The organism is Streptomyces sp. NPDC037410, assembly GCF_055602235.1.
This window is the reverse complement of sequence record NZ_JBVJWR010000003.1, coordinates 293110-314770: the sequence shown is the minus strand read 5'-3', so window position 1 is coordinate 314770 and position 21661 is coordinate 293110. Positions and strand designations below refer to the sequence as shown.

Here is a 21661-nt window from a genome sequence, read left to right as displayed (position 1 = left end):
GCGCGGCGTGTGGCGGCCGGACAACCACCCCCCCCCCCCCCCCCCCCCCCCCCCCCCCCCCCCCCCCCCCCCCCCCCCCCCCCCCCCCCCGCGCCGCCGTCGCACCGACCGTGCTCGCGCTGGGCACGGTCAGCCTCGTCACGGACGTGTCCTCGGAGATGGTCACGGCCGTGCTGCCGCTCTACCTGGTCGCCGGTCTCGGCCTCTCGCCGCTCGGCTTCGGCCTGCTCGACGGCGTGTACAACGGCTTCAGCGCGCTCGTCCGGCTCGTCGGCGGCCATCTCGCCGACCGCGGCGGCCGGCACAAGACCGTGGCCGCGCTCGGCTACGGCCTCTCCGCGCTGTGCAAGCCCCTTCTCCTGGTGGCGAGTTCGGTGCCGCTGATCAGCGCCGTCCTCGCGGCCGACCGCACCGGCAAGGGCCTGCGGACCGCGCCGCGCGACGCGCTGATCTCCCTCGCGTCCTCGGAGGAGTCGCGCGGCCGTGCCTTCGGGGTGCACCGGGCGATGGACACCGCGGGAGCCCTGATCGGCCCCCTGGTCGCCTTCCTGATCCTCCGCCGGGCGGCGGACGGATACGACGCCGTGTTCACGGTCAGCTTCTCCGTGGCCGCGATCGGCGTGCTCGTCCTGCTGCTCTTCGTACCCTCACGGCCCCAGTACCTGGCCGCGCCGCCGGACGGCGCGCCACGCGCCTCGCTCAAGGCCGCGATCGCCCTGCTGCGGGTGCCCGACGTGCGCCGACTCGCCCTGTCCGCCCTGCTGTTGGGGCTCGCCACGATCAGCGACTCCTTCGTCTATCTGCTGCTGCAGCGGCGGCTCGGCGTCACCGACCACTGGTTCGTGCTGCTGCCGCTCGGCACCGCGGCCGCCTTCCTGCTGCTCGCCGTGCCGCTGGGCCGGCTCGCCGACCGGGTCGGCCGCCAGCGGGTGTTCCTGGGCGGCCACCTCGCCCTGCTGCTCGTGTACGGAGTGCTGCTCAGCGGCTGGCAGAGTCCGGCCCTCCCCTATCTGGTGCTCGCGCTGCACGGCGGCTTCTACGCGGCGACCGACGGCGTCCTGATGGCGGCCGCGGCCGGTTGCGTACCGCCGGAGCTCCGCTCGTCCGGGCTCGCGCTGATCCAGACCGGGCAGGCGCTCGCCCGGTTCGGCTGCTCGATCGCGTTCGGCGCGGCCTGGACCGCGTGGGGCGACCGCTGGGCGGTCGGCGCGGCGACCGCCGTGCTCGCGGTGTCCGTGGCGGCGGCGTACGCCCTGCGGCCCACGGACCCCGGCGCGGTCTCGCCCACCCCCACGGTTTCGGAGGAATCCCCCGCATGACCCCGCTGACCCTGCGCGGCAAACTGCTCGTCCTGCTCGCGGCGCTCGCCGTGCTCGGCGGTGTGGCCGCCGCGTCGCTGCTGCACGCGGCCGACCGGGCCGCCGAGAAGGACCGCCCGCAGGCGGGCGGCCCGGCCATCGGATCCGGGCGGGTCTCGCTCGCGGTCGGATCCGACCGCCGGATCGTCTTCCGCAACATGGCCTGGGGCCCGCACCGCGACGAGCTGGTCACCGTGCCGGCCGGCACCCCCGCGGGCCCGCGCACCGCGTCCGGGGTGAAGTGCCTGCGCTTCCACGCGGCCGGCGGCACCGGGATCTGCCTGCAGGCGGTCCGGGGCGCGGTGGAGGACGGCTACCGGGCGGTCGTCCTCGACTCGGCCCTCAAGGAGCGGGCCCACCACCCGCTGCCCGGCATCCCGACCCGCGCCCGGGTCTCGCCGTCGGGGCGGCTCGTGGCCTGGACGGTGTTCGTCGGCGGCGACTCGTACGCCAGCGCGAACTTCTCCACCCGTACCGCCGTCCTGGACACCTCGACGAACCGGCTCACCCCGTCCCTTGAGGAGTTCCGGGTGGTGAAGGACGGCAAGGACTACCGCGCCGCCGACACCAACTTCTGGGGCGTCACCTTCTCCCGCGACGACCGGCACTTCTACGCCACGATGGCGACCGCCGGCCGTACCTACCTGGTGCGCGGCGACCTGACGGCCCGTACCGTCACCACGCTGCACCAGAACGTCGAGTGCCCGTCGCTCTCCCCCGACGAGACGCGGATCGTGTACAAGAAGCGCGTCGCGGGCGCCCCCGCCGACGCGCCCTGGCACGAGTACGCCCTGGACCTGGCCACCCTGCGGGAGACCGCGCTCGCCGAGCCCCGCAGCGTCGACGACCAGGCGGTCTGGCTCGACGACCGCACGGTCTCGTACTCCCTGCCGGGCGACTACGGCGCCGACCTCTACACCGTCCCGGCCGACGGCTCGGGCGCCCCGAAGCGCCTGATGACGGCGGCGCTGGCGCCGGCGTTCCTGGAGTGAGGAGGCGGACCCGGCCCGCCCGGCTGCCCGCCGGGCCCGCCGGCAGGGCTACGCCTCGCAGGTCAGGTCGTGTGCCGGAAGCCGTCCCGAGCTCAGGTAGGCGTTGACGCGCGCGTCGACGCAGGCGTTGCCGTACTCCCCGTACAGACCGTGCTGGCGGGCGCCGTCCACCGTGAGCAGTCGGGAGCTCGGCCACTGCTCGCGCATGGCCCGGGCACCGGAGTAGAGGGTGCGGGGGTCGCCGGTCCCCGCTATGAGCAGGGCCGGTATGTCGTTGTCGAGTACGGTCGGCTCCTCGACCGGCCGGTCCCAGAACTCGCAGGGGTTGATGTTGTTCGCCAGGGGCCCGGCGAGGGGGAACCGGTCGCGGGACTCCTCGACCGCGCGCCAGTAGCTGCCGACGCCACGCCGCTCGGCCATGTCGCCGCAGAGGATCGCGGTCATCTGACTGGCGGGTGCCGAACCCGCCCCGGTCAGCAGGAACTCCAGGCGCCCGGCGAGCTCTTCGGACGGCTCGACCGGCTCCCGGTCCGCGGCGCGCGCCAGGACGCGGACGGTCGCCGCCAGGTCGGCGCGCCGCTTGTCGAGGTCGCTGCCGAGGCCGGCGATGAAGAAGGCGGGGACGACGTGCTCGTCAAGGAGGTACGTCGTGCCTATCCGCAGCGGCTCCTCCGCGGCGGCGTCGAGGATGTGGTCCACCGTCGCGAGGACCTCGGCGCGCGTGGCACCGAGCCCGTACGTGCGATCCCGTGCGGCGGCCCAGGACGCCCATGCGTGCAGGGCCGCCTCGTTCGCCGCCTCGGAGCCGCGCAGCAGGGTGGAGCTGTAGCGCTCGGGCGGCATCACGCCGTCGAGCACCATGCGGTCGGTGCGGCCGGGGAAGAGCTGTGTGTAGACCTCGCCGAGGTAGGTGCCGTAGGAGTAGCCGAGGTAGGAGAGGGTCCTCTCGCCGAGGGCGGCGCGGATGACGTCCATGTCGCGGGCGGTGTTGCGGGTGGTGACGTACGGCAGCACATCGCCCTGGGTCTCCTTGCACCGCTCGGCCAGGTCGCGCGCGAGGCCGACCTCCTCGCGGTACGCCGCCCGGTCGGCGCCCGCGGAGCGCAGCGGCGCCGAGCCGAGGTCCCAGCCGCAGTCCAGCGGGGTGCTGCGGCCGACGAAACGCGGGTCCATGCCGATGAGGTCGTAACGGTCGGCGACCTCTCCCATCACCCCCCGCTTGGTCAGGGGCATGTGGAGACCGGGGCCGGCCGGTCCCCCGTCGTTGAGCAGCAGCGGGCCGACGCGGTGGGCGGTGTCGGTGGCCTTCCGGCGGGATATGGCGACGGTGAGGGTGCGCCCGCCGGGGTCCGTGTAGTCGAGCGGGACGGTGATGTCGGCGCAGTCGGCGCCGGAGTCGTCGAGCGCCCGGCCGAGCGCGTCGTCGGCGCCGAGGGCGCAGGCGTGCCAGTCGACGTGCTGCCCGTGGAAGCGGGCCAGCGGGTCCGGACCGGCCGTGGCGGTGGTGACGGACGCCGTCGTGACGGTGGCGGTGAGCACCACGGCGCAGGCGACGAGTGCCCTGAAACGTCGGGAAGTTGACATACCTCGAACCTAGAAGCGGCGGACGCTCAGCACAGTCCGGGACAACCCCGAAACGTGCCAGGGATGTCCCCCAGATACACCTCAGACCGCAGAGGTCGACGATTCTCTCCGGGCGCGCGATGAGTTCCGGGCCACCGGTCGGTATGTACGGGCGAGTTCACCGGAACTCCCCGGGGAACCGACGACCAGGAGCATCCACATGACCGACACGCCTACCGATGACCGCGCCGCCATCCAGGCCGTGCTGACCGACTCCTACGAGCAGACCGAGGTTCCGCAGGAGCGCAAGGTCCACGCGACCTGGGTGTTCGAGAAGCGGGACGGCCGCTGGCTGATCGCCGCCTACCACAACGCCCCGGTGCTCGCGCCGACGCCGTAAGACCTGTGGCCGGGGCCGATCAGCGTACGTCCGCGGCGAGACCGTACTCCGGCAGGGCGATGTCCCCAGCCTTGGCGAACTGTGCGGCGAGCAGGTTCCGCATCGGCCAGCGGGTCATCTGCCGCATGGAGAGGTCCCGCAGGCGGATGCCGAGGCCGCCTGACGGTGCGTATCCCGAGGCGCCGCCCGGCGGGAGCTGCTGGGCCTGGTTCACGTACGGGCGCATCACCTCGTCGTAGCGGCGGAAGGCGATGCGGTGGTCGCCCTCGGCAGCGGCGATCTCACCGGCCAGGACGTATGCGCCGACCAGGGCGAGGCTGGTCCCGAGGCCGGTCAGCGGGGTCGCGCAGTATCCGGCGTCGCCGAGCAGCGCCACGCGGCCGCGTGACCAGCTGTCGAGGCGGACCTGTCCCATGGAGTCGAGGAAGAAGTCCGGGGCGGTGCGCATCGCCCGCAGCAGGCGTGGGGTCTCCCAGCCGACGTGGGCGAAGTGCCGTTCCACGAGTTCCCGTTGGGCGGCGACGTCGCGGCGATCGTAGGCCAGCGGTGGTGAGCGGAAGCTGAAGCCGGCCTTGATCTCGCCGGGGAGGCGGCCGGGCCGGGCGGAGACGACCAGGCCGCCGGGCGCGTTGTGCATCAGGTACCAGCCGTCGAGGTCCAGGTCGTCCAGGGCGGTGAACCAGGCCGTGTAGAGGTCGATCGGGTGGACGAAGTCCCGCTCCGGGCCGAAGGTCAGCGCGCGCACGACGGAGTGCGGCCCGTCCGCGCCGACGACGAGCGCGAACCGGCGCGGCGCGGCCTTCTCGAAGGTGACGGTGACCGCGTCCGCGTCCTGTTCGATCTGGGTGACGGTGTCGTCGAAGAGGTACTCGGTGTCCGGCAGGGTGGCCTCGTACAGCAGACGGGCGAGGTCGCCGCGGAGTATCTCGATCTCGGAGACGATCCCCTCGCCGCCGAAGCTGTCGGCGGGCACGCGCGCGGTGGTCCGGCCGGAGGCGTCGACGAGCGCGAGGCCGCGCTGGTCCACGCTCTCCGCCCTGGCCCGGTCCATCAGGCCCATCCGCTCGATCACGGTGCGGCCGGCGCCGCGCAGATCCACGGTCTGTCCGCCCGGCCTGGGTTCCGGCGCGCGCTCCACGATCGTGACCGTGAAGCCTCCCTTGCGTAGCCAGTACGCCAGCGCGGGCCCTGCGATGCCAGCACCGCAGATGAGTATCTCGTTGTTCGGCATGCTGCGAAAGTACGCCGTACGCAAGAGAGATCGCAAGCGCGAAATCGCTGTGGAGTATGCACTGTTGGGCCATACCGCACTAGTGCGGAGAGGCACGAAAGGCGCTCGCGAGCGGGGATCGACCCGGTGTCGGCGGCTAGGATGGCGCCCAACCAGGTGCACTAGTACGGAGGGGTGTCGGTGGGCAGACAGGCGGCGGTACCGCGCTACATCCAGATCGTCGCCGAACTGCGGCAGCGGATCGCGACGGGCGAGCTGGCGCCGGGCGATCGCGTGCCCTCGACCCGCGAGATCACCAAGCAGTGGGGCGTCGCCATGGCGACCGCGACCAAGGTGCTCTCGGAACTGCGCCGGGAGGGCGTGGTCCGCGCGGTCCCGGGCGTCGGGACGGTCGTGGAGGCCCCGAGCCGCCCGGTGCGAGCCACCCGCCCCGCTGCCGCCGCGCACACCGGCGGGCTGTCCGACACCTCCTCGGCCCAGGCGGCGCTCACGCTCGGACGCATCGTCGGTGCCGCCGTCACGGTCGCCGACACGGAGGGGCTGGCCGCGGTCTCGATGCGTCGGGTGGCCGCCGATCTCGGAGTGGCGACCATGTCGCTGTACCGGCACGTGGCCGACAAGGACGACCTGCTGACGCGGATGATGGACACGGTCCTCGCGGAGCATCCGTTGCCCGCCCACCCACCGGCGGGCTGGCGGGAGGCGATCGAGCTGGCTGCCCGGCAGCTCTGGGGTCTGTTCCGCCGCTACCCGTGGCTGGCTCCGGCCATGTCGGTGACCCGCCCTCAAATGATCACCTCGGCACTGCCGTACAGCGAGTGGATGCTCGCCACCCTGCACGCGCACGGACTCGACCTGCAGTCCGCCTTCACCGCGCACCTCACGCTGCTCAACTACGTCCGTGGAATCGCCGTCAATCTGGAGGCGCAGCGGGAAGCCGAGGCGCACAGCGGCATCGACAGCGAGGAGTGGATGGACACCCAGGAGCCCGCGCTCCTGGCGATTCTGGCCACCGGCCGGTTCCCCGCGCTCTCCCGCCTCGCCGCAGCCGGTTACGACCTCGACCTCGACGCCCTCTTCGAGTTCGGCCTCCAGCGCTTCCTCGACGGCCTCGCCACACTCCTCGACGAGGGCTCGGCGGGCTGAACGGAGAGCTGCGAGAGACCCCCTGCGGCGGCTCGGCTCAACGCTTGCGCATGCGCAGGGAGTTCCAGCTCGCGTCCGCGGTCCAGCCGCCGTCCACCGGCAGGGCGACGCCGTTCACGAAGCCGCTCCGCGCGGGGTCCGCCAGGAAGGCGACGGCCTGGGCGATGTCGCCGGGCGCGGCGAAGCGCGCCATGGGCACCCGCTCGACGATGTCGGCGTCGGTGTAGCCGCCGGAGGCCTGGTCCTCGGCGTCCATCTCGGTCTTGACCCAGCCGGGGCACACGGCGTTGACGCGGATCCCGCGACCGCCCCACTCCGCGGCCAGGGTCCGGGTCAGGCCGATCAGGCCGTGCTTGCTCGCGTTGTACGCGGCCCGGTCCGCGACCCCGTGCAGCCCCGCGATCGAGGCGATGTTGACGATCGAGCCGCCGCCCGCGTCCAGCATCAGCTTCCCCAGTGCCCGGGACAGGAGGAAGGGGCCGGTGAGGTTGACCTCCAGGACGCGGCGCCACTGCTCGGCGGTGGTGTCCTCGGCAGGGGTGAGCAGCGAGACGCCGGCGTTGTTCACGAGGACGTCGACCCGGCCGAAGCGTTCCCGTACCTGCTCGGCGAGCCCGTTCACGTAGGCCTCCGAGGCCACGTCGCCGACCACCGCGTACGCCTCCGCACCGGCGTCCCGTACCGCCGTCAGGGTCTCCGACGGCTCCTTCAGGTCGGCGAGGACCAGTGCGTATCCCTCGCCCGCCAGCACCTCGGCGACTCGTCGGCCGATGCCCTGTGCCACGCCGGTCACCACCGCGACCGGCACCCGTACGTCCTGCTCCGTCACGTCCTGCTCCGTGTTCATGTCCATGGGCACAGCCTCACCCGCGGCGGGCATCATGGGAAGCGACGATCAAGAAAGTGAGCTTTCACGAATCATGAGCAGCATCGATCCCCGGCTGCTGCGGACCCTGCTCGCCGTGATGCGGCACGGGTCGATGAGCGCCGCGGCGGCCGCGCTGGGCTACGTCCCCTCGGCGGTGTCGCAGCACATCGCCCGGCTGGAGCAGCAGGTGGGGACGGAGCTGCTGTCGCGCCGTCCGGGCGGCGGTGTGACCCCGACCGCCGCCGGCCGCGCGCTGGCGGACTCGGCCGCCCACGTCCTGGCGGCCACCGCCGATTTCCAGCGCCTGGCCGATGACATCTCCCGGTCCGGGGCGCCGGAGTTGAGCATCGGCGTCTACGCGACCGCGGCCGGGCGTCTGCTCCCCACCGCGCTGGCCGAGCTGCGCCGGACGCATCCGGACGTGGCGCTCCATGTCACGGAGACCGAGCCCGTGCACGGACTGCGCGGACTGCGCACCGGGGAGATCGATCTGCTGCTGGCCTACGGTTATCTCCCCGAGGACCCTCCCGGCGCAGCCGATCTGCGAATCCGCGGGCTCGGCAGGGAGCCCTTGTGGCTGATGGCCGCACACGGCACCGGCATCGTCACGCTCGACGACTGCCGTACGTGCGACTGGGCGGCCGGGCATCCGGGGACCGCCGACCGGCGCCTGTTGCAGCGCTGGTCCCACCGCGCCGGCGTCGACCCGGCGGTGCGGTACGAGACGGACGACTATCACACCGCGCTCGCGCTGATCGCCCAGGGCCTGGCGGTCGGGCTCGTACCGGCCTCCGTCGTCCGCGGCTGGCACGACCCGGCCCGGCCGCTCGCCCGCGTCGACGACCTCCCCGCGGCCGGCCGGCCCGAGCGCGAGGTCCTCGCCGTCACCCGGCCGCGAGCGTCCCACCCGGTCGTCGACGACCTCGCCGACCTCCTGTCCGCCGCCGTCGCCGCCACACGGGACGCGTAGTCGGACGGGAACGGGCGCTCAGTACAGGGCGGCGCCCATGGGCGAGTCGTCTCCCGTGACGTACGCGCGGATGGAGGCCAGGTACTCGGTGCGGCTGACGTGTCCGTCACGGTCGCCGTCCAGCGCGTCGAACGCCGCGTCGGCGTTGTCGGCGCGGTTGCCCAGCGCCTGGCGCAGCATCGTGAACTGTGCGCGGTCCAGGGCGCCGTCCCCGTCGGCGTCGGCGAGGTCGAAGAGCGCGCCCAGGGCGTACTGGCAGATGTTGTCGAACTTCTCGGCGTCCACCCAGGCGATGTACTCCTCGTACGTCATCACGCCGTCGCCGTTGGCGTCCATCGCCGCCCAGGCCCGTTCGCCGGTGGCGCGGGCGGCGACGACCAGAGGGTCGTCGTCGCTGCGGCCGGTCGCCCGCTGGGCCCGGTCGATACGGACGAAGTAGTCGTGCCTGGAGGCCACTCCGTCGCCGTCCGTGTCCAGCATCGCGTAGATGCGGGCCTTCGGGGTCGTGGGGTCGGCCGGGGCGGTCCGCAGCTCGGTTCGCGGGAGTGGCATGTCGGGTCTTCTTTCGTTCGAGGCGTACGGCGCGGTCGACTGGCGCGGGGTCCAGTCGGTGTCTGGCACGGTCGGTGTCTGGCACGGTCGGTGTCCGGTGCGGTCGGCGTCCGGTGCGGCGCTTCCCCGGACACCGCGCTCATGATCGACGGCCGGTCTCCTCGCGTCCCCGCGACCCGCCAGAGAGCGGCGAAGACTCACCCGACGTGACGATGTCAAACCGAAGCCGCCAAGTCGCAGGGCGGGGTGTATCGGGACAAGATGACGCTTTGTGGGCCTGCAGCGACCCGCCTGCGCCGCTCACCGGTTCCACCTGATCCAGAAGGAAGGATCCCGTCATGGACCCCGTGCTCAGCAGTGAGGTGCTCGACCAGCTGCGCCAGCCCCGGCCGTACCCCGCCGTCTCCCTGGTGATGCCGACGCACCGCCGGGAACCGGACGACGCCCAGGACCCCGTACGTCTCCGCAATCTCCTCGCCGAGGCCGAGAAGGCGCTGCAGAGCGACGCCGGTGTGACCCGCGAGCGGCGCCTGGACGTCCTCGACCAGCTGAAGCAGGCGGTCGGCGAGGTGGACCTCGTCCACGCCGAGGACGGTCTGGTGATCTACGCGGCACCTGGCGAGCACCACGTGTGGACGGTGGCCCGTCCCGTGCCGGAGCGGGTCGTGGTGGCGGACACCTTCCTCACCCGCAACCTCGTCGCGGCCCACGCCGCCGAGCAGCCGTACTGGGCCCTGGCCGTGGCCGCCGACCGGGTCTCCCTGTGGAGCGGTGAGCCCGAGCGCGCCGCCGAGGCCGCGAGCGACGGCTTCCCAATCGTCAGAAGCCTCGAAGACCCCGACGCCGAACGCAAGGAGCGCATCGGCGACCTCCCCAGCACCTGGCAGGACGAGGCCACCCGGCAGTTCCTGCGCGACGCCCACCAGCGCCTGCGCGCCGTCCTCGACTCCGACCCCCGCCCGCTCTACGTCATCGGCTCCACCCCCGCCCTCGCGCTCCTGGAAGACCTCGGGCCCCTCGCGCCCGGAACCGTGACGATCCAGCACGGCGGCCTCGCCGCCGGCCCGGCCGCCGCCGTCCACGAGGCGGTCGCCCCCTCGCTCACCGCCCGCCAGGCCGCGGCGGCCTCCACCGTCGTCGCCGAACTCGACGCCGCCCGGAGCGGGAGGCAGTTCGCGGGCGGCATCGACGAGGTGTGGCAGGCCGTCAAGGAGGGACGGGTACGGCTCCTCGCCGTGGAGGACGACTACCGCACCGTCGTCCGGGAGGAGGGCGGCCACCTCGAACCCGCCGGTGCCGACGACCCCGCGGCGCGGGACGACATGGTCGACGAGATCGTGGAGCAGGCCCTGGAGACCGGCACGGACGTCCAGTTCGTCCCCCATGACACGCTCGCCGGCCAGCAGCGCATCGCGGCCGCTCTGCGCTACTGAACCGCCGGGGTACGCCATGATGGGCGGGTGGATGTCGAGCCGTACCGGGGCGAGTTGCTGGCGTACTGCTACCGGATGCTGGGGTCGTTTCACGAGGCCGAGGACCTCGTGCAGGAGACGATGCTGTGCGCCTGGAAAGCCCGTGACCGGTACGACGGCACACGCGCCTCGGTCCGGACGTGGCTGTACCGGATCGCGGCCAACGCCTGCCTGACTGACCGCGCTTGAGGGGCGGGCGCGGCGGCCGTTGCCGTCCGGGCTCGCGGGGCCGAGCGACGACCCCGGGGCGCCGCTCGCCCCGGCCTCGGACGTCCGCTGGCTGCAGCCGTTCCCCGACGCGCGGTTCGAGACGGAGGTACGGGCCGACATGCGGCTCGCGCTGGTGGCGGCGATGCAGGTGCTGCCGCCACGGCAGCGTGCCGTGCTGGTGCTGCGGGAGGTCCTTGAGTTCTCCGCCGCCGAGGTGGCCGAGCAGTTGGGGACCACCACCCCGGCCGTCAACAGCGCGCTGCAGCGAGCCCGTTCCGCGCTCGCGACCGCGGGGAGCGCGGAGCAGGTCATGGGGCCGGAGGGTCCGCGGACGCGTGCGGTGATCGAGCGGTATGTGCGGGCGTTCGAGGCGGCGGACGTCCCCGCGCTCGTGCGGCTGCTGACGGACGACGCGGTGCTGGAGATGCCGCCGGTTCCGCTGTGGTACGCGGGCGGACGCGACTACGGCCTGTTCATGGAGCGGGTCTTCGCGATGCGCGGCCGGGTTGGGCCGCGACGCCCGTCACCGCCAACGGGCAGCCCGCGCTCGCCGCGTACGCACCGGAGCCCGGCGGCGCGTGCCGGCTCCACTCGCTGCAGGTCCTCACGGCCACCGGCGGACGGATCGCGCGCAAACGTCGTGTTCACGGATCCTCACGTGCTCCTCCCGGTCGAGGGAGGTGCCGGTCGCGCGAGTCGTTAGGGCCTGAACGCAGGTCGCCCGGCACGCGGGTGCGGGTCCAGCCACTTCTCGTCCGACCAGGTCACGCCGGCCGGGATGTGTTTCCTGTAGTCCGCGTCGACTTCCGTGCGCAGCCTTACGCTCTCGTGCACCCGGGCGTCGCGGGGGACGCGGCGGTGCCGGTAGGTGAGCAGGGCCCAGACGCGGCCCATGCGGTGCACGGTGCCGAGGGCGTGGCCGGGTCCGAGGGCGAGGTGCTTGAGGTACGCCCCGTCCTTGAGCAGCAGGTCGGCGTCGAGGGCGCCGTCGACGATCCACTTGAGGGTGACGGTGGGCAGCTTCGGGTCGTCGTCGAAGGTGCCGCCCACGTCGGAGTGGACTCCGGCGAACCAGACCTCCTCGATCATCGGGCCCGGCGCGCCCGGCTCCTCCGGGGGCAGGACGAGGTACTCCTCGTACGGTCGGCGCTTCTCGTCGATGGAGACGGCGTGGCGGACCCGGCCCACGTTGGGGATCCGCCGGGTGAAGAGCCAACGCAGGTTCCAGCGCAGCAGTCCGGCCGCCTTCACGGAGTCCCAGATGCCCATGAAAGCGACGGGGATGCCGATCCGTTCGTTCACCTTCCGGCTGAACGCACCCGCGAATTTGTGCAGTTGCTTCCAGTCGTCGTCGGTCCAGGTCCGGTTCTTGGCGTAGACGGCGATGGCGTACGGGACGAGGTTCTCCGATCCGGGGCGGAGCAGGCCGACCGACTTGAGCAGCCCGGCGAGGGCTCGGGCGGTGTACGCGCCCCTGCTGAAGCCGAACAGGAAGATCCGGTCGCCCGGTTCGTAATGATGCATCAGATACGTATAGGCCTCGGCGAGGTTCGCCTTGAGGCCGGAGCCGAAGGCGAGCCCGAGGAGCTTGGAGATCTTGCGCCCCGGGGTCGTCCACACGCCGGCGGCGGAGAAGGTGCCGACGCCGGGGTCGTAGTAGGCGATCTGCGCCGTGGGGTCGTGAAGGTCGAGCATCTCGTAGAGCTTGACGACGTTGGTGTTGCCCCGGGCCTTGAGCTGATTGCCCGTCCCGTCCAGGCACACCACGATGTTCTTTCCCATCATGGCCTCCGAGGGACATACGCCACATCCATTCCTATAATAGGAGTAAACCCTCCCGCCGGCCCGCCGGTACGTCACGCGGAGGTTCCATGGCCGGTTTCACCGTGCACCTGGACGAGAACGCGGGGCCTTCGTCCACACACGCCCTCGTCATCGGAGTCGGGGCGTACACCCACCTGGAGGGCGGGCTTGATCCCACGCCCCATCCCGGCGCGGTGGGGATGCGTCAGCTGTCCTCGCCGCCGCTCTCGGCACGCAGTTTCGCCTCCTGGATGATCGATCAGTACCACGACGAGGCCAGGCCGTTGGGGAGTCTGGCGCTCCTGCTCAGCGAGGCGGCTCCGGCCCCCTTCGTCCACCCGAGGACGAACGCGGGGCATGTCATCGAAGCGGCGACCATCGACAACATCGTGGCCGCCGTCACGGAGTGGAAGGACCGCGGCGACCACGACGAGGCCCGGCTGGTCTTCTACTTCTGCGGCCACGGCGTCTCGCTCGGGTTCGACACCTCCCTCCTCGCGGCGGACGTCTTCGCCGACCGCAACAGCCCGCTGAACGGTGCGCTGCACTTCGAGGCGCTGACGCGCGGGCTCAACAACTGCCGGGCCGCACAGCAGGTGTTCTTCGTGGACGCCTGCCGGGCCGGGTCGGACGCGCTCGTCAGGCTGGTGGGCAGGGACACCCTCGGCCGGGTCCCGGTCGCCGGGAACGATCGACCCGACGGGTTCGTCGATCGGGAACACGCCGTGTACTTCGCGACCCTGCACGGCGAGCCGTCCTTCGCACGCGCCGACAGCGTGAGCCTGTTCACGGACGCGCTGCTGCGGAGCTTCGACGGCGCCGGGAGCGAGAACACCGAGGACCGCGTCTGGCGGGTGACCACCGGCACCCTCATGCACGCGATCAGCCGCTTCATGAGAGAGCCTCCGTTCGCGGGCACCCTCGCGGGAGGCGCGGTACCGGTCAGCCCCGAGTCGTTCGACTTCGACTTCCACGAGCTGAGAGGGGATCCGGTCGTCCCGGTGTACATCGGCTGCCGGCCCAAGGAGGACAACGCGCTCGCCGAGTTCGTCTGCCGACACCCCGGGCAGCCGGACCGCCGTCGTCCGCCCCCCGCACCCGTCGACGACGCGGCGGACGTCAGGGAGTGGGCGCTGTACCTCCCGTTCGGGCACTACGAGGTCGAGGCCGTCGTCAGCCCAGGGGACGTACGCAAGGAGGAACTGGACGCCCGTCCACCGTTGTTCCGCATCGGATTGGCCAGGCCATGAGCACCGCACTCGCCGTCAGGCTCTTCATCTCCTCCGCCGGGGAGTCGAACGACGCGGTGATCGTCGGTGACATCTACTCATCCGACCTCACCGGCGACACCCGGCGCAGCATCCTGATCCCCTGCGGGACGTCCCCCAAGCCCACGTCGTACCAGGTAGCCCCCGGCCGCTATGTCGTGTCGGCCACCCTGCCGTCCGGGATGGTGCTGACGGAGAACGCCGTGGCGGTCCCGGGCGAGGAGACCCCGGTGGACTTCGTCATGACCGACTCGCCGTACGAGACACACTCCTGGCAGTACCTCATGGGCAACATCGAGCCGGACAGCGTCTACCACAGCGGGACCACGATCCCGCTCGCCGAGTCGGTCGCCTCCCGGTCCATGGTCGCCCCCGCCGCCGGGCCGGACGGAGAGTTCGCCGAGGCGCCCGTCGACGCGACCGCGTTCGTCACCTGGATCGGCGACGCCCCTCCGGCGAACCTGTCCTTCGCCGCGATGCTGGAGCTGGAGAACGACATCCCCGGGCTCGCCCGGCTGATCGCCGGCAGCGCGCACCGCGTCCTGCCCACGCCCGACGTGCCCGGGGAGGCGCTCGCGCCGCTCTACCGTTTCGGCCGGTTCGGCCCCACCGCGGCCCCGGGCGGTCCCATCGGCGAGCGGCAGTTCCTGGTGGTGGAGGTCGCCGGATCCGTGCGCCTGGTCACCCTTCCGCTGCCCTGGGGCGAGCACGAGGTCGAGGTCCTGGTCAACCTGCGACAGAGCCCGACCGGCAGCGCCGTCGCCGTAACCGTCCGCGACCCGCTGGTCGGCGCGGGGCTCGCGTACATGGCCCAGGGCGCGCTGGACACCGCGGCGCAGCTCTTCACCGACGTCGAGGCGATGCTCCACTCCAAGATGCAGAACCCGCTCGCGGCGGCCGCCGGGGCGTACGTCCTCATCGGCACCGACCACTCGGGGGGCGAGAGGTACTGGGATCCCTGGGTGGAGACGTTGGCCGCGGGCTTCCCCTGGCTGGCCGACGGCGCGATCCTGCGGGCGATGCGGCTGCTGCGCCGGGGCTCGGAGAACCGGCAGCCCGCCCGGGACGGGCTGATCGAGGCCTTCGACCGCGGCATCCCCTTCTACACGCTCGGGCTCGCCTGGCTCATCGAGGGCCTGTCCGCCTTCCCCGACGACCCCGAGTGCGTGCACCGGCTCGACCAGGTGCGCCGACTGTCCTGGCTGGCCGACATGCGCGAGCCATTCCTGATCCTGGACCTGCGGCAAAGGAATGCGTGATGATCCGGCTCTCGATGCTGCCCGCGGAGGACGGCGACTGCCTCCTCCTCGAATACGGCGACGACTCGTTCGTCCGGCGGATCCTCGTCGACGGCGGCCGACGCGGCACCTACCCACGGATCAAACCGCTGCTGGCCGGACTGGACGGACGGATCGACGTACTCGTCGTCACCCATGTCGACCAGGACCACATCCTCGGCGTGCTGGCGATGCTCGACGACCCCGAGCGGCCGGTGGAGTTCGGGGACGTGTGGTTCAACGGCTTCGACCACCTCCACGACCGCGAGATCTTCGGCGCGTTGGACGGGGAACTCCTGACGACGGCGCTCATGACTCAGCGGCTCCCGTGGAACGAAGCCTTCGGCGGCCGCAGCGTCGAGGTCGGCCATCCACTCACCTGGTTCGACGACGGATCCACGATGGAGGTGCTGGCCCCCGACCGCCGCCTGCTGGAGTCGCTGATCGACGAATGGAAGAGGAAGTGCGAGGAGAACGGCCTGATCCCGGGAGTGGACCCGGTGGAGCGGGAACTCACCCCCGCAATCGAACGCTTCGGCAGCATCGACGTCGACGCGCTGGCCGCCGAGCCGTTCAGGCGCGACGGCTCCCCCACGAACCCGACCAGCATCGGCCTGCTCTTCGAGTTCGAGGGCACCCGGATCATCCTGACCGGCGACGCGGACGACCCCCGCCTGGTGGCCTCGGTCCGCCCGCGCGCCGAGGCCGAGGGCGGACGCCTGCGGATCGACGCCCTGAAGCTCGCCCACCACGGCAGCTCCAAGAACCTCTCGACCGACCTCCTCGACCTCCTCGACTGCGGCCGCTACCTGATCTCCACCAACGGCAAGATCCACGGCCACCCCGACGACATCGCCATCGCCCGCGTCCTCAAGCACGGCGGAACAGCGAAGGACCTCGTCTTCAACTACCGCGACCGCGCGGCGAACTGGGACCTGGCCGGCCTCAAGACCCAGTTCGGCTACCGCGTCCAAGCGCCCCCTTCGGCCGACGAGGACGGCTTCGTCACCGTGGAGTTCTGAGCCCCCTGCGCGATGCGAGGTGTGGGGCGTAAGTGGCTGCAGGCCCCACCGGGGCTCCGGCCTTGAAGCTCTCCGCCTGGTCCTCCTTCGTCACGAAGCCCTGGTGCGGTGCGAGTCCCGCCGTCCTGCGCACCCTCGCCTGGAAGGTGACCGGCCGCGCCGCACGCACCGCCGCTCGGGTCACCACGGCCGCCGCCCGGGCCGCGGCCGGCGCGCGCACGTAGGAGATCCGGGGAAGAAGTCCGCGGGGTGCGGCGTGAGGGTCCGGCAATCTTCGCGTCATACGAAACACAGCGGAAACTCCCGTGTACGCATCGCGAAACGCGCCACCACGAGGCTCTCCCCCTGACCCGTAGGAGGAGACCGTTGATGCCCCTCGCCGCCGCACCCCGGCTCGACACCGGCGACACCGCCTGGATGCTCGCCGCCACCGCGCTCGTTCTGCTGATGACCCCGGGCCTGGCCCTGTTCTACGGCGGCATGGTCCGCACGAAGAGCGTCCTCAACATGCTGATGATGAGCTTCGTGTCGATCGCCCTGGTCACGGTGGTCTGGCTGGTCGCCGGCTACTCGCTCGCCTTCGACGACGACGCCTTCGCCGGCCTGATCGGCGGCCTCGACCACCTCGGCCTGGCGGGCATCGGTCCCGGCACCCTCACCGGCACGGTTCCCACCTTCCTCTTCAGCACCTTCCAGCTGACCTTCGCGATCATCACCGCGGCGCTGATCAGCGGCGCGGTCGCGGACCGCACCAAATTCGCGGGCTGGCTCGTCTTCGTACCGGTATGGACGCTTCTCGTATACGTTCCCGTGGCGCACTGGGTGTGGGGTCCCGGCGGCTGGATCTCGCACTCGCTGGGCGCCCTCGATTTCGCCGGCGGACTCGTCGTCGAGATCGCGTCCGGCGCGTCAGGCCTGGCGATGTGCCTGGTGCTCGGTCCGCGCATCGGCTTCAGGAAGGACGCGATGCGGCCGCACAACCTGCCGATGGTGCTGCTCGGCGCGGGCCTGCTGTGGTTCGGATGGCTCGGCTTCAACGGCGGCTCGGCGCTCGGCGCGAACGGCCTGGCCGCCGCGTCCCTCCTCAACACCCTCGTCGCCGGGTGCACCGGCCTCCTCGGCTGGCTCTTCGTCGAGCAGCGGCGCGACGGCCACCCGACCACGTTCGGCGCGGCGTCCGGCGCGGTCGCCGGGCTCGTGGCGATCACTCCGGCGTGCGGCGTCGTCGGCATGCCGGGCGCGGCGGCGGTCGGTCTCGCCGCGGGCGTCGTCTGCTCGTACGCGGTCGCCTGGAAGTTCCGCTTCGGCTACGACGACTCGCTCGACGTCGTGGGCGTGCACTTCGCCGGCGGTGTCGTCGGCACGCTGCTGATCGGCCTGTTCGCGACCTCGGTGATGACCGGCGGCCCGGAGGGGCTGCTGTACGGCGGCGGGCTCGGCCAGCTCGGCCGGCAGGCCCTCGCGGTGGCGGTCGTGGCCGCGTACACCTTCCTCGTCACGTACGGGATCGGCAAGGCCCTCGACCGGGCGATGGGGCTGCGGGCCTCCGCCGAGGAGGAGTTGACGGGACTCGACCAGACGGTGCACGCGGAGACCGCTTACGATCACGGCGTGCTCGGCCACGGCGGCGCGCCGCTGCACGCCGCGTCCCCCGTCACTTCGCCCGTCAAGGACAGGAAGCCCTCCGCATGAAGCTGATCACCGCGATCGTCAAGCCGTTCCGCCTCGACGAGGTGAAGAACGCGCTCCAGGAACTCGGCATCAACGGGCTGACGGTCACCGAGGCCAGCGGCTACGGGCGCCAGCGGGGGCACACCGAGGTGTACCGGGGCGCCGAGTACCGCGTGGACCTCGTCCCCAAGGCCCGTATCGAGGTCGTCGTCGAGGACGCCGACATGGAGCCCGCCATCGACGCCATCGTCCGCGCCGCCCATACCGGCAAGATCGGCGACGGCAAGGTGTGGGCGGTGCCGGTGGAGACGGTGGTACGCGTCCGCACGGGGCAGCGCGGCCCGGACGCACTCTGACGTACGGGTCGGCACGCGTCGACACGGGTCGGGAAGCGCACTTCCGGGCTGCGCTCAACGGCTGAACCGCTGAGCACACGCATAACCGCGCCGCCCTCACGGTATATACGCCCCGATATATACCCATAGCGCCATCCTGCGTCCCGCCGGCCCGGGCGCCCGGCGTGGTGTCGAGCCGTGGAGGACCCCATCACCGGAACCCCACCCCCGAGCCGCTCGGCCTCCGCGCAGGGCAGCCAGCCGCAGGAAGCCGACCTGCTGCGGACCATGCTGCGGCGGCCCGAGTACCGCAAGGCTCTGGTGTTCTCCGGGCTGATCGGCATTCCGGTGGCGCTCGTCGCCTTCTGGTTCCTCGTGGCGCTCCACGAGCTCGAGGGCCTGATCTGGACGGACTGGCCGAAGGATCTGGGCTGGAAACAGGCTCCCTGGTGGTGGGGGCTCGTGCTGCTGCCGGTGGCCGGGCTCGTCGTCGGTCTGGTGGTCGCACGCCTGCCCGGCCGGGGCGGACACGTTCCGGCGGGCGGACTGCACTCGGGCGGGGTCGCGAAGCAGGCGCTCCCCGGTGTCCTCCTCACCGCGCTGGCCGGTCTTCCGCTCGGCGCCGTACTGGGCCCCGAGGCGCCGCTGATCGCCCTGGGCGGAGGCCTCGCGCTGTTCTTCGCGGGCCTGGCCCGCGCCCCGCAGACCGAAGCGAGCACGGCGCTGCTCGGCGCGGCCGGGGCGGCGGCGGCCATCTCCGCGCTCTTCGGGAACCCGGTGGTCGGCGCCGTGCTGCTGATGGAGGTGGCCGGCGTGGGCGGGCCGCAGCTGTTCGCGGTGATGCTGCCGGCGCTGCTGTCCAGCGGCGTCGGAGCGTTGATCTTCACCGGGTTCGTCCACTGGACGGGCCTTGAGACGGGAACCCTGGACATCGGGCTGCCCGCGCCGCCGCCGCTCGACGGCGCGGACGTGCTGTGGGTGCTCGTGGTGGCGCCCGCCATCGCGTTCGTCGTCCACTGGGCCCTGGTGGGCGGCCGGTTCGCGGCCCGTTTCGTGGTGAGCAGGATCGTACGGAACACGGTCCTCTGCGCGACGGGCGCGGCGGTCTGCGTCACGCTCTACGCCGTCACCACCGGTCGGTCGCCGGCCGAAGCGGCCCTCTCCGGCGAGGCGACGCTGTCCGACCTCGCGCAGAGCCCCCATGCCTGGTCGGTGGGTGCCCTCGTCGCGGTGCTGGTCTTCAAGGGCCTCGCGTACGCGCTGTGTCTGGGCAGTCTTCGCGGTGGCCCCGTCTTTCCCGCCCTGTTCCTGGGCGGAGCGGGCGGCGTCCTGCTCGCGCCACTGCCGGGCCTCGGCCTCGTGCCGGCGATGGCGATCGGCATGGCGGCCTCGGTGACCGCGGCGCTGCGGCTGCCCGTGAGCGGCGTGATCCTGGTCGTGCTCCTGCTGGGCAACGTCGAGACGGTGGCCCTGGTGGTGCTGGCCGCCGTCCTGTCCTTCGTCGTCACCGAGCTGCTGCCGCAGGGCCCGCGCGTCCCCGCCTTCGACGAGCGTCCGAGCGGGCGAACGCACCGCCCCTCGCCCCGGCGGCCATGAGCCCTTCGAGGCGAGCGACGGTGTGGGCGCTCCGGCGCGCTCAGGAGCGGGCTCGCTCCTGCACGCTCAGGAGCCGGTTCGCTCCTGCACGCTCAGGAGCCGAGGATCTTGCTCTTCTGCGCCGCGAACTCCGCCTCGGTCAGCACGCCTTGTTCCTTCAGCTCTCCGAGCTCCTTGAGCTGAGCGATCTTGCTGCTCATGTCGTCGGCCGGCGCAGGGGCCGCGGGCGGCGGCGGGGGCGGCGGTGCGTACTGTTCCGGCGGCGCCGCCTCCTGCCGGGCCCAGCGGCCCGCCTGGCGTCGCGAGACCCTGTTGGAGACGGCGGTCGCCGTCCCCGCCACTACCGCGGTGCGCGCCACGCCCCGAAGAAGTCCTGGCATGTCGTTCCTCCTTGACTGTCGTCCGTCGGCGTCAGGCGGCGGCGCTGCCGCCCGCTTCCTCCATGGCGTCCAGCGAGGCCAGCAGGGCCTGTACGGGGATCCGCCCGCCGGCCACGAGCTGCGCGCCACCGCGCCGCAGTTCCCGCGCGAGGGGCGCGGCCCAGAGGTTCTCGTAGACGATGATGCCGGCCGAATTGCCCGCCTCCAGGGCCGCTCCCGCCTCGTCGAGGTCGTCCTGGCCGAGGAGTCCCGAGGAGGAACCCTCGAACACCGTCAGGTCCAGTTCGCCGTCGGCGTCGACATCCCGTAGTGCCACGCCGGAGACACTGCCGTCGGCGTCCTTCCGGACGAACGAGAGGTCGAGAATGCGGATGATGCCTCTGTCGACCAGATCGAGGAGAAGGGGCACTCCCTTGCCCGTCATGCGGTTGCCGGGAAACTCGATGACCAGGTAGTCCACCGGCCCCATGTCCTCGAATTCATCGCTCATGACCACTCCACACGCAGTTGGGAAGGACTTGGCCGAACCCACCCCGTCCGTGCCGCGTCTCGGCGGACGCGCCGGACGCAGTCCTGTCCCCATTGCAGCATCGGCCGGTGCGCCCCGCACGTTCACGCCCTAGGGAACACGGAAGCCCCGGGGCCGGGGCTCGGTGTCGGCGACGACGTCCGCATCGGCGCCGATCCGCGGGAAGGCGGCCCATGACGGACAATCCTCGTGGGGGCGGGTATCGGCCATCCGCCCGCCTCCGCCCACCGAGGACAGAGGTCGCCATGTCCGATCTGCCGGCAGCCGACGCGCCCACCAGGGTGTTCCTCGTGGACGACCACGAGGTCGTCCGACGCGGTCTTCGTGACCTGCTCGACGACGAGCCCGACCTGGAGGTGGTCGGGGAGGCGTCGACGGCGGCCCACGCGCTGGCCAGGGGGCCCGCGCTGCGGCCCGACGTGGCCGTCCTCGACGTCCGGCTGCCCGACGGCGACGGGATCTCCGTGTGCCGGGAGCCGCGCTCGCGGATGCCCGGCCTGGCCTGCCTGATGCTGACCTCGTTCGACGACGAGGACGCCCTCCTCGACGCGATCATGGCCGGGGCCGCGGGGTACGTCCTCAAGCAGATCAAGGGCGCGGACCTGGTGTCGGCGGTACGGACCGTGGCCACCGGTCAGTCGATGCTGGACCCTGCCACCACCGCGCGGCTCATGCGCTCGCTGCGGGATCCCGGAGCGGCGAGGCCGCCGGAGGACGAGCGGCTCGCCGTGCTGTCCGAGCGGGAGCGCTCCGTACTGGAACTGATCGGGCAGGGTCTCACCAACAAACAGATCGCCAAGCGGCTGTACCTCTCGGAGAAGACCGTCAAGAACCACATCTCACGGCTCCTCGGCAAACTCGGCGTGGAGCGCCGCGTACAGGCGGCCGTGATCGCGGCGCAGGTCCACGAGCACGGCACCGACGAGAAGTAGGCCGGTCATTCCGGCCGCCGACCAGCAGACCGGTCATTCCGGCCGGCGAGCAGCAGGCCGGTCGCTCAGACCGGCTAGCAGCAGGC

Annotated in this window: 22 protein-coding genes and 1 pseudogene; 16 read left to right on the top strand and 7 right to left on the bottom strand. The window is 72.1% G+C overall.

All coding sequences use genetic code 11. From position 1 onward, the window contains the following. Window positions 1-110 precede the first annotated feature (110 nt). Window positions 111-1319 (top strand): MFS transporter, encoded by a 1209-nt coding sequence (locus ACZ7HT_RS06875; RefSeq protein ID WP_471160783.1) that lies wholly within the window; start codon window positions 111-113, stop codon window positions 1317-1319. Between the two features lie 5 nt (window positions 1320-1324). After that, window positions 1325-2350 carry a TolB-like translocation protein gene (locus ACZ7HT_RS06870; RefSeq protein ID WP_471161117.1) on the top strand — a complete coding sequence of 342 codons (1026 nt, stop codon included), beginning with the start codon at window positions 1325-1327 and terminating at the stop codon, window positions 2348-2350. A 48-nt stretch (window positions 2351-2398) separates the two neighbouring features. Here the strand turns inward: ACZ7HT_RS06870 and ACZ7HT_RS06865 are convergent, their stop codons facing one another. After that, a complete protein-coding gene (locus ACZ7HT_RS06865; RefSeq protein ID WP_471160780.1) occupies window positions 2399-3934 on the bottom strand; it encodes an alpha/beta hydrolase in 1536 nt (511 codons plus the stop codon). Between the two features lie 115 nt (window positions 3935-4049). Between ACZ7HT_RS06865 and ACZ7HT_RS06860 the strand changes: the two are divergent. Next, window positions 4050-4313 (top strand): annotated as a pseudogene (locus tag ACZ7HT_RS06860) (nuclear transport factor 2 family protein); the annotation flags it as partial. Window positions 4314-4332: 19 nt separating this feature from the next. Here ACZ7HT_RS06860 and ACZ7HT_RS06855 read toward each other — a convergent pair. Further along, window positions 4333-5544 carry an FAD-dependent monooxygenase gene (locus ACZ7HT_RS06855; protein ID WP_471160777.1) on the bottom strand — a complete coding sequence of 404 codons (1212 nt, stop codon included), beginning with the start codon at window positions 5542-5544 and terminating at the stop codon, window positions 4333-4335. A 180-nt stretch (window positions 5545-5724) separates the two neighbouring features. On the opposite strand from ACZ7HT_RS06855, the gene ACZ7HT_RS06850 reads away from it, so the two are divergent. Then, window positions 5725-6690: a TetR/AcrR family transcriptional regulator C-terminal domain-containing protein gene (locus tag ACZ7HT_RS06850; RefSeq protein ID WP_471160774.1), complete on the top strand. Its 966-nt coding sequence runs from the start codon at window positions 5725-5727 to the stop codon at window positions 6688-6690. Between the two features lie 37 nt (window positions 6691-6727). On the opposite strand, the gene ACZ7HT_RS06845 is transcribed toward ACZ7HT_RS06850, so the two are convergent. Next, window positions 6728-7543, bottom strand: coding sequence for an SDR family NAD(P)-dependent oxidoreductase (locus ACZ7HT_RS06845; RefSeq protein WP_471160771.1), 816 nt, complete (start codon window positions 7541-7543; stop codon window positions 6728-6730). A gap of 67 nt (window positions 7544-7610) precedes the next feature. Here ACZ7HT_RS06845 and ACZ7HT_RS06840 point away from each other — a divergent pair, with 67 nt between their 5' ends. Continuing rightward, window positions 7611-8528: a LysR family transcriptional regulator gene (locus tag ACZ7HT_RS06840; protein ID WP_471160768.1), complete on the top strand. Its 918-nt coding sequence runs from the start codon at window positions 7611-7613 to the stop codon at window positions 8526-8528. An 18-nt stretch (window positions 8529-8546) separates the two neighbouring features. Here the strand turns inward: ACZ7HT_RS06840 and ACZ7HT_RS06835 are convergent, their stop codons facing one another. Beyond that, window positions 8547-9080, bottom strand: coding sequence for an EF-hand domain-containing protein (locus ACZ7HT_RS06835; protein WP_471160765.1), 534 nt, complete (start codon window positions 9078-9080; stop codon window positions 8547-8549). 338 nt (window positions 9081-9418) lie between these two features. Here ACZ7HT_RS06835 and ACZ7HT_RS06830 point away from each other — a divergent pair, with 338 nt between their 5' ends. The 3 genes from ACZ7HT_RS06830 to ACZ7HT_RS06820 are packed head-to-tail and all read left to right on the top strand — an operon-like array spanning window position 9419 to window position 11465. After that, window positions 9419-10513 (top strand): baeRF3 domain-containing protein, encoded by a 1095-nt coding sequence (locus ACZ7HT_RS06830; RefSeq protein ID WP_471160762.1) that lies wholly within the window; start codon window positions 9419-9421, stop codon window positions 10511-10513. Window positions 10514-10540: 27 nt separating this feature from the next. Then, window positions 10541-10741, top strand: a complete 201-nt coding sequence (locus tag ACZ7HT_RS06825) for a sigma-70 family RNA polymerase sigma factor (RefSeq protein WP_471160759.1) — start codon at window positions 10541-10543, stop codon at window positions 10739-10741. A 19-nt stretch (window positions 10742-10760) separates the two neighbouring features. Next, window positions 10761-11465 carry a sigma factor-like helix-turn-helix DNA-binding protein gene (locus tag ACZ7HT_RS06820; RefSeq protein ID WP_471160756.1) on the top strand — a complete coding sequence of 235 codons (705 nt, stop codon included), beginning with the start codon at window positions 10761-10763 and terminating at the stop codon, window positions 11463-11465. Here the strand turns inward: ACZ7HT_RS06820 and ACZ7HT_RS06815 are convergent. Then, window positions 11462-12544 (bottom strand): DUF2235 domain-containing protein, encoded by a 1083-nt coding sequence (locus tag ACZ7HT_RS06815; RefSeq protein ID WP_471160753.1) that lies wholly within the window; start codon window positions 12542-12544, stop codon window positions 11462-11464. The genes ACZ7HT_RS06820 and ACZ7HT_RS06815 overlap by 4 nt on opposite strands. Window positions 12545-12633: 89 nt before the next feature. Between ACZ7HT_RS06815 and ACZ7HT_RS06810 the strand changes: the two genes are divergently transcribed. From ACZ7HT_RS06810 to ACZ7HT_RS06780, 7 genes are all read left to right on the top strand, one after another. Next, window positions 12634-13815, top strand: coding sequence for a caspase family protein (locus tag ACZ7HT_RS06810; protein ID WP_471160750.1), 1182 nt, complete (start codon window positions 12634-12636; stop codon window positions 13813-13815). After that, window positions 13812-15092 carry a hypothetical protein gene (locus ACZ7HT_RS06805; RefSeq protein WP_471160747.1) on the top strand — a complete coding sequence of 427 codons (1281 nt, stop codon included), beginning with the start codon at window positions 13812-13814 and terminating at the stop codon, window positions 15090-15092. Before ACZ7HT_RS06810 ends, ACZ7HT_RS06805 begins: the two co-directional genes overlap by 4 nt. Continuing rightward, window positions 15092-16132, top strand: coding sequence for a ComEC/Rec2 family competence protein (locus ACZ7HT_RS06800; protein WP_471160744.1), 1041 nt, complete (start codon window positions 15092-15094; stop codon window positions 16130-16132). The genes ACZ7HT_RS06805 and ACZ7HT_RS06800 overlap by 1 nt, the downstream gene beginning before the upstream one ends. Before the next feature lie 32 nt (window positions 16133-16164). Continuing rightward, window positions 16165-16356 (top strand): hypothetical protein, encoded by a 192-nt coding sequence (locus tag ACZ7HT_RS06795; protein ID WP_471160742.1) that lies wholly within the window; start codon window positions 16165-16167, stop codon window positions 16354-16356. Window positions 16357-16501: 145 nt separating this feature from the next. Further along, complete coding sequence (locus ACZ7HT_RS06790; RefSeq protein ID WP_471160739.1) at window positions 16502-17824, top strand: ammonium transporter; 1323 nt, start codon at window positions 16502-16504, stop codon at window positions 17822-17824. Beyond that, window positions 17821-18159: a P-II family nitrogen regulator gene (locus ACZ7HT_RS06785; protein WP_041133080.1), complete on the top strand. Its 339-nt coding sequence runs from the start codon at window positions 17821-17823 to the stop codon at window positions 18157-18159. The genes ACZ7HT_RS06790 and ACZ7HT_RS06785 overlap by 4 nt, the downstream gene beginning before the upstream one ends. A gap of 267 nt (window positions 18160-18426) precedes the next feature. Continuing rightward, window positions 18427-19734 (top strand): chloride channel protein, encoded by a 1308-nt coding sequence (locus ACZ7HT_RS06780; RefSeq protein ID WP_471161114.1) that lies wholly within the window; start codon window positions 18427-18429, stop codon window positions 19732-19734. A gap of 92 nt (window positions 19735-19826) precedes the next feature. Here ACZ7HT_RS06780 and ACZ7HT_RS06775 read toward each other — a convergent pair whose 3' ends face one another. Both ACZ7HT_RS06775 and ACZ7HT_RS06770 read right to left on the bottom strand, forming a co-directional pair. Then, window positions 19827-20114 carry an SHOCT domain-containing protein gene (locus ACZ7HT_RS06775; RefSeq protein WP_471160735.1) on the bottom strand — a complete coding sequence of 96 codons (288 nt, stop codon included), beginning with the start codon at window positions 20112-20114 and terminating at the stop codon, window positions 19827-19829. A gap of 31 nt (window positions 20115-20145) precedes the next feature. Continuing rightward, window positions 20146-20604, bottom strand: a complete 459-nt coding sequence (locus tag ACZ7HT_RS06770; protein ID WP_471160732.1) for a DUF6325 family protein — start codon at window positions 20602-20604, stop codon at window positions 20146-20148. A gap of 284 nt (window positions 20605-20888) precedes the next feature. Between ACZ7HT_RS06770 and ACZ7HT_RS06765 the strand changes: the two genes are divergently transcribed. Further along, complete coding sequence (locus tag ACZ7HT_RS06765) at window positions 20889-21575, top strand: response regulator (protein WP_471160729.1); 687 nt, start codon at window positions 20889-20891, stop codon at window positions 21573-21575. Window positions 21576-21661: the final 86 nt, after the last annotated feature.

Bases quoted from the DNA above. Each gene is read 5' to 3' on its own strand.
- ACZ7HT_RS06865 (WP_471160780.1), bottom strand. From the start codon at position 3,934: ATGTCAACTTCCCGACGTTTCAGGGCACTCGTCGCCTGCGCCGTGGTG.
- ACZ7HT_RS06855 (WP_471160777.1), bottom strand. From the start codon at position 5,544: ATGCCGAACAACGAGATACTCATCTGCGGTGCTGGCATCGCAGGGCCC.
- ACZ7HT_RS06845 (WP_471160771.1), bottom strand. From the start codon at position 7,543: ATGGACATGAACACGGAGCAGGACGTGACGGAGCAGGACGTACGGGTG.
- ACZ7HT_RS06840 (WP_471160768.1), top strand. From the start codon at position 7,611: ATGAGCAGCATCGATCCCCGGCTGCTGCGGACCCTGCTCGCCGTGATG.
- ACZ7HT_RS06835 (WP_471160765.1), bottom strand. From the start codon at position 9,080: ATGCCACTCCCGCGAACCGAGCTGCGGACCGCCCCGGCCGACCCCACG.
- ACZ7HT_RS06830 (WP_471160762.1), top strand. From the start codon at position 9,419: ATGGACCCCGTGCTCAGCAGTGAGGTGCTCGACCAGCTGCGCCAGCCC.
- ACZ7HT_RS06815 (WP_471160753.1), bottom strand. From the start codon at position 12,544: ATGGGAAAGAACATCGTGGTGTGCCTGGACGGGACGGGCAATCAGCTC.
- ACZ7HT_RS06810 (WP_471160750.1), top strand. From the start codon at position 12,634: ATGGCCGGTTTCACCGTGCACCTGGACGAGAACGCGGGGCCTTCGTCC.
- ACZ7HT_RS06805 (WP_471160747.1), top strand. From the start codon at position 13,812: ATGAGCACCGCACTCGCCGTCAGGCTCTTCATCTCCTCCGCCGGGGAG.
- ACZ7HT_RS06800 (WP_471160744.1), top strand. From the start codon at position 15,092: ATGATCCGGCTCTCGATGCTGCCCGCGGAGGACGGCGACTGCCTCCTC.
- ACZ7HT_RS06790 (WP_471160739.1), top strand. From the start codon at position 16,502: ATGCCCCTCGCCGCCGCACCCCGGCTCGACACCGGCGACACCGCCTGG.
- ACZ7HT_RS06785 (WP_041133080.1), top strand. From the start codon at position 17,821: ATGAAGCTGATCACCGCGATCGTCAAGCCGTTCCGCCTCGACGAGGTG.
- ACZ7HT_RS06780 (WP_471161114.1), top strand. From the start codon at position 18,427: ATGCTGCGGCGGCCCGAGTACCGCAAGGCTCTGGTGTTCTCCGGGCTG.
- ACZ7HT_RS06775 (WP_471160735.1), bottom strand. From the start codon at position 20,114: ATGCCAGGACTTCTTCGGGGCGTGGCGCGCACCGCGGTAGTGGCGGGG.
- ACZ7HT_RS06770 (WP_471160732.1), bottom strand. From the start codon at position 20,604: ATGAGCGATGAATTCGAGGACATGGGGCCGGTGGACTACCTGGTCATC.
- ACZ7HT_RS06765 (WP_471160729.1), top strand. From the start codon at position 20,889: ATGTCCGATCTGCCGGCAGCCGACGCGCCCACCAGGGTGTTCCTCGTG.